The 7562-nt window shown below is 68.1% G+C and carries 4 protein-coding genes and 6 pseudogenes; 5 read left to right on the forward strand and 5 right to left on the reverse strand.

Annotation, left to right across the window (positions count from 1 at the left end; genetic code table 11):
- Positions 1–460 precede the first annotated feature (460 nt).
- A pseudogene (locus tag ACI2LW_RS33340) lies at positions 461–845 on the reverse strand (transposase); the annotation flags it as partial.
- 145 nt (positions 846–990) lie between these two features.
- Between ACI2LW_RS33340 and ACI2LW_RS33345 the strand changes: the two are divergent.
- Both ACI2LW_RS33345 and ACI2LW_RS33350 read left to right on the forward strand, forming a co-directional pair.
- Positions 991–1230: pseudogene (locus ACI2LW_RS33345) on the forward strand (IS110 family transposase); the annotation flags it as partial.
- A 15-nt stretch (positions 1231–1245) separates the two neighbouring features.
- A pseudogene (locus tag ACI2LW_RS33350) lies at positions 1246–1593 on the forward strand (transposase); the annotation flags it as partial.
- Positions 1594–1612: 19 nt separating this feature from the next.
- Here ACI2LW_RS33350 and ACI2LW_RS33355 read toward each other — a convergent pair.
- Positions 1613–3256, reverse strand: a complete 1644-nt coding sequence (locus ACI2LW_RS33355) for a DUF4157 domain-containing protein (protein WP_404735012.1) — start codon at positions 3254–3256, stop codon at positions 1613–1615.
- 329 nt (positions 3257–3585) lie between these two features.
- Positions 3586–4020: pseudogene (locus tag ACI2LW_RS33360) on the reverse strand (IS5 family transposase); the annotation flags it as partial.
- 416 nt (positions 4021–4436) lie between these two features.
- Between ACI2LW_RS33360 and ACI2LW_RS33365 the strand changes: the two are divergent.
- Positions 4437–5375 (forward strand): annotated as a pseudogene (locus ACI2LW_RS33365) (IS110 family transposase); the annotation flags it as partial.
- A gap of 113 nt (positions 5376–5488) precedes the next feature.
- Positions 5489–6039: pseudogene (locus tag ACI2LW_RS33370) on the forward strand (hypothetical protein).
- Here the strand turns inward: ACI2LW_RS33370 and ACI2LW_RS33375 are convergent.
- Positions 5996–6787, reverse strand: coding sequence for an IS5 family transposase (locus ACI2LW_RS33375; RefSeq protein ID WP_404735013.1), 792 nt, complete (start codon positions 6785–6787; stop codon positions 5996–5998). The pseudogene ACI2LW_RS33370 and the gene ACI2LW_RS33375 overlap by 44 nt on opposite strands.
- Positions 6788–7105: 318 nt before the next feature.
- Here ACI2LW_RS33375 and ACI2LW_RS33380 point away from each other — a divergent pair, with 318 nt between their 5' ends.
- Positions 7106–7339 (forward strand): hypothetical protein, encoded by a 234-nt coding sequence (locus ACI2LW_RS33380; protein ID WP_404735014.1) that lies wholly within the window; start codon positions 7106–7108, stop codon positions 7337–7339.
- Between the two features lie 8 nt (positions 7340–7347).
- Here the strand turns inward: ACI2LW_RS33380 and ACI2LW_RS33385 are convergent.
- The coding region (locus ACI2LW_RS33385) for an IS3 family transposase (RefSeq protein ID WP_404735015.1) at positions 7348–7562 on the reverse strand (215 nt) is incomplete at its 5' end.

Genomic DNA, 7562 nt, shown 5'->3' on the forward strand with positions numbered 1-7562 from the left:
ACTCGGTGTCGTAGTCGGGCCGCACCTCGGCGACCATCCGCACCGCACGACGGCGCAGCTCAAGCGGATAAGGGGAAGGACGTGCCATGACTCGATCCTCTCAAATGATCGAGTCCCTACCGAACCCGGAACGGTTCACAATGTGCTCACGCATCCGCAGTGACTTCGGACGCCACACAATCCAGATCGCCCCGACACCGGCAGCGGCGTCGACATCGGCCGACACCACACTCAGCACGCGCCGCGGGATCCACCACGGCTGTGGCGCATCTCTGACCAGCACTCGCCGCGCCACACCCCGCAGAAATGTCTCCAACCGGGGTCCCGTCCACACGGCCTCTCCCCATGCCTGCATGCGCCTGCGATACCCGGCATGCGAGAGCATCAAGCCTGAAGCCGGTAAGGCAAGCCTCGCACCCCTCAGACCGAAAGATCATAACGGGACAGCCCTTAGGGCGCCGCAGATGCGGGAGACCTCGCTCTTGGAGATGCCGGTGTCCCCGCCCAGGGCCTTGACCAGGTCGTCCACGCTGCGGGTGGACACCCCGTGCACGTATGCCTCCATGATCACGGTGTAGAGGGCTGGTCAATTCGGCGTCGGCGTTCCAGCAGGGACGGGAAGAAGGATCCGGTGCGGACCTTGGGGATCGCCAGGTCCAGGTCCCCGGCCTGCGTCGTCAGTACCTTCTCGCGGTGCCCGTTGCGCATCGTCGTGCGGGTCTCGCTGTGCTCGCCCGGTGCGGCACCGATGTGCGCGGTGGCCTCGGCCTCGATGAGTTCCTGCAGGATCCGCTGGGCCAGGGCACGGACCAACTCGATTCCGTCCGCCTACGCAGTGACTCCATCAGCCGGAGTAAGTCATGCTGGGACAAGGCCATCGCGCGTCCTCTCGTTCAACGAGCCTCTCTACTCGGAGAGTTGCGCGATGGCCGCCCCATGACCAGGGGCTATGCATTGATCGCTGTTACACCACTCGGCGGGACACCATCCAACCTCCACCGCCCCAAGCGCTACAGCCGCCACCTGCGACGGGTGTTCTACATGTCCGCGCAGACCAGCATCATCCGCGAGGGCCCGAACCGGGACTTCTACCTCAAGAAGCGCGGCGAGGGCTGCAAGCACGTCCAGGCCGTCATCGCTCTGGCCCGTCGGCGAGCCAGCGTTCTGTGGGCTCTTCTGCGCGACAACCGGGTCTTCACCCCCGCCCTGCCAGAAACGCAAGCGGCTTGACTTCGTCATTGAGACTCCTGGAAGGACTACCGCGACCTGATTCAGACCGCCCACCAGCAACTCGGCGGCCCGATCGTGCTGGTCTGGGACAATCTGAACACCCACCTGACGGCCGGGATGCGCCGCTACATCGCCGAACGCGACTGGCTCACCGTCTACCAACTCCCGCCCTACGCACCAGACCTGAACCCGGTCGAAGGCATCTGGTCGGTGCTACGGCGCACCACCACGGCCAACCGCGCCTTCACCGACCCACGCGACCTGGTCACCGCCGTCCGGCGGGGCCTACGCCAGCTCCAGTACCGCCACGACGTCCTCGACGGCTGCCTCACCGGAACCGGACTCGTGCTCGCCCCACCATGACGACATCGCGCTTTCAACGTCAGTAGTCCCCTCGAGTCGGTCCCTGGCCCGCCAGGATGTCGGCGAAAACGATGACGGTCGCGCTCTCGCCGTATTTCGCCGACTGCTCCTGCCGGAAATCGCCGCTCCGCACGAGGATCTGGCGGATGTGGATCTTGGTGCCGATGGGGAAGGTCATCTCCTCCTCGGACTGGTTGTTCCTGCCGAGCGCCCTTCCCCGGTGGTCCTCCGGGAGGCCGAACTCCCAGACGATCTCCTTGCCGGCCACATACGTGTGGGTCAACGGATCGCCGTACGTGGTCGACAGGATCGCCGGCCACTCGATCGTCTGGTCGACCGAGACGTAGCCACCGTCCGGGTGGTTCTCCTGCTGCTTGAGGATGCCGCCGAACGACTCGTACATGTGCTTGCTGTCGCCCCGCACCACGTTGCCTTCCTCGTTCGCGCGGGGCGTCGCGAAGTCGTCCCACACGCCGTTGATCCGGGCGAAGATGCCGAAGGTGTCCGCGAGGTGCTTCTCGTCCCACGCCGCTGTAATCTCCTCGTCTGCGTACCCCCGCGCCATGGCGACACTGCGCCACGCGTCGAGCACCTCGCTCTCCTTCGACTTGTAGGAGAAGCCGGGGGCGGCGATCTCGCCGGGGGTGAAGCCGACCTGCCCGAGGGCCGCGAGGAGCGGGTTGATCCGGCGGTAGTCGGCGCTGAGGTAGTTCTCGCCGAGGTCGAGGTCCTTCTGCTTCTGCTTCGCCGCGAGGACCGCCGGGTCCAACTCCGCGGCGCGAGCCGCTTCGTACTCCGCGCGGGACGCCTCCCGCCCCTCGACCGTCCCCCACGACTTGTCCATGAGGGACGCCCGGGGCTTCTTGCCGTCCGCGCCCGCGGAGATCAGATAGGACCCAAAGCTCAAACTGAGGATCGTCTGCCCCTCGATGTCCCCCTCGTCCGTGTGCTTGACGACCTGGGTCCCGTTCGGGAGGCCCGCCGCGAGGGTGCGCTGCACGGGCGCCTTTGCCGCACCGGCCGTCCCGGTCTCGGGGCCGTCCGAACGCTGCACGCCGGAGGTTGCCCGGGGGGCCGGACGGCTCATCACCGCGCGGGCGTTGGCCTCGGCCTCGCGCTCGAAGCGGTCGGAGGGGTCGGAGACCCTCAGCCCGTTGCCGTTGTCGGTACCGCTGACCGGTCCCCGGCGCTGCTGGATGACGTGGGTGAGCTCGTGGGCGAGGGTGTGCGCGTCGCCCCCGCCCGCAGCGAGGACGACGTGGTTGCCGGAGGTGTAGGCACGCGCGCCGACCTCGGCGGCGGAGGCGTTCGCGGCGCTGCCGGTGTGGATGCGTACGTCGGAGAAATCGGCGCCGAGGCGGGACTCCATGTCCGTACGGGTGGCCTGGTCCAGGGGCCGGCCGGGGCTGCGCACGACGTCGTGGACGGAGGAGCGCTGGGCGGCGGGGTACTTGAAGCCCTCGTGGCCGCAGCCGTCCCCGTGCCGGTGCTCCTCCTCGTCCAGGCCGCCGGCCCGGCGGAGCATCTGGACGACCGCCGCGTTGCCCACGGTGCCCTGGAGGGCGAGGAGTCTGGACCGTGGGTGCCCGGCCTCGGCGGGCGCGTGCCTCGCCTCCCGGCCAACCCTGGCCCCGGTGGCTTCCTCGTTCTTCCGCTCGCGCATCGGGCTCCGCCCCTCCTGGGATCGTCGGCGACGTTCCACTCAACCCGACGGCCAGGGCGCGGCGGAAGGTACTTTAGGGCAGAGCTCGGGGGTCCCTGCGACGGTCTCCTGCGGCACTTCCGTACAAGCGGTTTGGCAGCAGGGTGTGGACGAACCACTCGGGCGCGGTCGGCGGGAACCACCACGCCGGGCGGTCAGGCGCGCGTACCTGAGCCGGCAGGGCCGACGTCCCGGACATGGCCCGGACGGGGCCGGCCTTCCGTCCTCCCAGGTCCACCGACAAAAGTGATGTTCCGACAGGCCCGTACCCCTAGGGGGTGTCCGCAAAGTCAGGTCAGCCAGAGTCGGAGGCAGGCGAGGGTGACCAGGGCTTGGTAGTGGCGGGCTCGTTTGTCGTAGCAGGTGGCCAGGGCTTCGTTGTGCTTCAGCCGGTTGAAGCAGCGTTCGACGACGTTGCGGCGACGGTAGGCCGCGCGGTTGAGCCGGCACCGGCTCTCGCCTCGCCGGATACGGCCGTTGATCTGGTCGATGCGTTCAGGGATCGCTGCTTTGATGCCCCGGCCGCGAAGGTAGGCGCGGATCTTCAGGGATGAGTAGCCCTTGTCCGCGGCCACCAGTTCTGGCCGGGTGCGAGGGCGGCCCGGCCCGCACCGCTCGATGCGGATGCGGGCCATGACCTGCTCGAACTGGGTGCAGTCGTTGACATTGCCGGCGGTGAGAGTGAAGGCCAGGGGACGTCCCTGCCCGTCGCAGGCGAGGTGGATCTAATAGCTCATCGGTGGGCCCGAGCACGGAAGTGCAAGGGCTCGTCGAACGGCGCGCCGGAGGCCGGCCCCCGTTCCGGGATGAGATCCCCGTGTTCAGACCGGCTCCTGCTCGCCACCCGTCCTGCCGGGCGGAGATCTCAGGTGGATCCGGGACTGAAAGCCCTCATCGAAGACTGGTCCCGCCCGGCAGGAGTGTCGGTGTCAGGTTTCATGTCGCCAGCCCGCCAGCAGGGGCCAACCTCTCAGTAGTTCGCGAGCCCAGAGCTCTCCAGCAGACCGAGGTCCCTGCCGGTCGCTGGAGACACGAACGGCTCATGAGATGGCGTGCCTTGAGCACTTCTATTAGAGCGCCGCGTGCTCCGCATGGAGCTGACCTGCAGCTTTGCTGCACTACGAGGTGATGGAGGAAGAGCTTGAGCACGATCTTCTGCGGCATCGACTGGGCGGAAGGGCATCACGACGTAGCCCTGGTCGACCAGGACGGCAGTCAGCTGGCCAAGCTGCGGATCAGCGACGACAGCGCTGGGTTTCACGCGCTGATCGAACTGCTAGCCCGCCACGGAGACTCCGCCGAGAACCCGGTTCCGGTCGCCATCGAGACCCCGCGCGGCCTGCTGGTCGCCAACCTGCGAGCCACCGGCCGGAAGATCTACTCGATCAACCCGCTGGCCGCCGCTCGATACCGCGATCGTGGCAGCGTCTCGCGGGCCAAATCCGACGCCGCCGACGCCCGAGTGCTGGCCAACATCCTCCGGACCGACCTGCATGCTCACCGGCCGCTGCCCCAAGACAGCGAAGCCGGCCAGGCTGTCGCGGTCCTGGCCCGTGCCCATCAGGACGCGATCTGGGATCGACAGCAGATGGTCAACCGGCTCCGCTCTCACCTGCGCGAGTACTACCCGGCTGCCCTGATGGCTTTCCACGGCCCCGGCAAGCCAGGACTCGACTCAGCACGCGCTCGCGTTGTGCTCGCTGCCGCACCCACCCCGGCCGCAGCGGCCAAACTCACCCGCAGCCAGTTGCGTGCCTTGCTCAAGCGAGTCGGGCGACCGCGGTGCGGCGAGGCGGAAGTCGAACGGCTGAGGGAGATCTTCCGCGCGGACCACTTGCACCAGCTACCCAAGGTCGCAGAGGCCATGGGACGCCAAGCCATGGCTCTCGTCCAGCAGGTCAACGCCGCATGCGATTCCGTTGCCGACCTCGCCGCAGCGACAGAGGAGGAGTTCCTCGCTCACCCAGACGCCGACATCATCACCAGCTTCCCGGGACTGTCCGCTGTGTCCGGAGCTCGAGTTCTCGCCGAGGTCGGAGACGACCGAGAGCGCTTCGCGGATGCCAGAGCGATCAAGGCTTAGAAGCTGTTGTCTTTCCGGGCTTGAGGACTGTGTTTCCGCTGGCCAGGCATAGGTTGGTGGCCCTGTGGGAGTGGTGAACTGTCGTGTCGCCGTTCCCGTGGAGGTCGTGGATGCCGTCGGTCTTGGGGCTGCTTGAACACCGCGAGCTCGCTGCTCGGCGTCGGGTGGACGAGCTGAGGGAGGAGGCCGATCGGATCCAGGCCGAGCTGGCCTTGGCCGAGCGGGACTGGAAGGAATGGGCCATCGCCCGCTCGCGGGTCGGCGAGGTGCTGGACCCGGTCGAGGAGACCGGGCAGGGCCACGACCAGGTCGGCCGGACAGCGCCGAGGGCCGGCGGACGGGCCGGGCAGACGTCGTCCGCGGCGGGAGCCGCGAAGCCCAGGTCACAGGTGCCGGTATGGCGTGAAGGGCTGGACCGGTCGGTGCTGTCTGCGGACTATCAGCGCATCCTTGAAGCTCTCGCGGACCGGGCCCGGCTCCGTCAAGGACCGCTGACCTGCCAGGAGATGGCCGCCGTGTTCGGCATGGACGTGGTGCCGGCCAAGGTGGAGGCGCTGCGGTCGAAGGCGAAACGCCTGGTGGCCCGCGGCTGGCTGGCCGAGCAGCAGCCGGGCCGGTCACCCTCGCGGCAGGCGTGAGCGGGCCAGGCGGCGGGTCATGAGCAAGGTCATCGACCAGTAGACCATCGCCTCCGCGCTGGTGGTGCGCCGCTCGAAGTCGCGCACCAGGCGGCGGCTTCGCATCAGGTGGGCGAAGAGTCGCTCGACGATCCACCGTTTGGGCAGCACCACGAACCCTCGTCGGTCGTCGCTGCGTTTGACGATCGCCAGGACCAGGGCGAACGTGGCCAGGCAGTGCTCGACGAGGCTGCCGGTGTAGCCGCCATCAGCCCAGACCAGTTCGAGGCGGTGGTGGGCGTCGACGACCTGCCTGAGCAGGACCTGGGCAGTGCTGCGGTCGCCGACATCCGCGGCGGTGACCATCACGCCCAGCAGCAGGCCGAGGGTGTCGACCACGACGTGCCGCTTGCGGCCGTTGTTGAGCTTGCCGCCGTCGAAACCGCGGCTGTCCGTGCCGACGACGGCGTCCGCCTTGATGGACTGCGAGTCGATCACCCCGGCCGTCGGCTGCGTATCCCGGCCCAGTTCCTCGCGGACCCTCGCGCGCAGCCGGTCGTGGAACTCCTTGACCAGGGCGTTGTCGCGCCAGCGGCGGAAGAATGCGTAGATGCGGTCCCACGGCGGGAAGTCGGCGGGCATCGACCGCCACTTGATCCCGTTGTCCACGAGATACCGGATCGCATCGAGCATCGCCCGGTGGCAATACACCTCCGGCCGGCCGCCCCGCCCGCGCATCCAGCCCGGCACCGGAAGCAGCGGCAGGACCCGGGCCCACTCCGCGTCCGTCATGTCCGTCGGGTAGCGAGGCTGCCGCGTCCCGTTGTCAGCGGCGTTTCCGAACCGGTGAGCCAGGCAGTCACACTCCCAGGTGACCGCGCTGGACTGCCCGGCCATCGACACGCAAGACTGCTGCACCAGGGCCTCCTGCTGCTCGGTGATTCGACACCAACGAGCTGTTCAGGAGGCCCTGTCTGCATGCGCCCAGCGCCCCGCGACCACCCGATCGGGACTCCCGTTCGACGCGCATCTCTCAAGATCGAAAAGACAACAGCTTCTTACGCAGGCGCTGCCCCTGTGACGCGGGCATCGGGCCGCAGCCACGTCGTCGTGGCCAGGACTGTCAAGAACCAGCGACTCGCCGCCGCTGGATACATGTGGGCCTTCGCCTCTCTCCGATCCGACGCCCCACGGGTCCACTACGACCGGCGCCGAGCCGGAGGCGAACGCCACACCGCCGCCCTGAGAAACCTGTTCAACAAGCTCCTCGGCTGTCTCTACCACTGCCTTCAAAACCGCACGAAGTACGACGCCGACCAAGGGGACTGCTGCATGATCAGGTGACAGCGGGGTTATGCAGCCAGAGCTGCGGGTGGGGTCATGATGGTCTCGTACTCGACGGGGGTCAATCGGCCCAGGCGTCGCTGCCGTCGGCGCCGGTGGTAGGTGCGCTCGATCCAGGTGACGATCGCGATCCGCAACTCCTGGCGGGTGGCCCAGGCGCGGCGGTCGAGGACGTTCTTCTGCAGCAGTGCGAAGAAGCTCTCCATCGCGGCGTTGTCGCCGG

It is taken from the genome of Streptomyces sp. NPDC004065 (assembly GCF_044903565.1).
GTDB lineage: Bacteria > Actinomycetota > Actinomycetes > Streptomycetales > Streptomycetaceae > Streptomyces.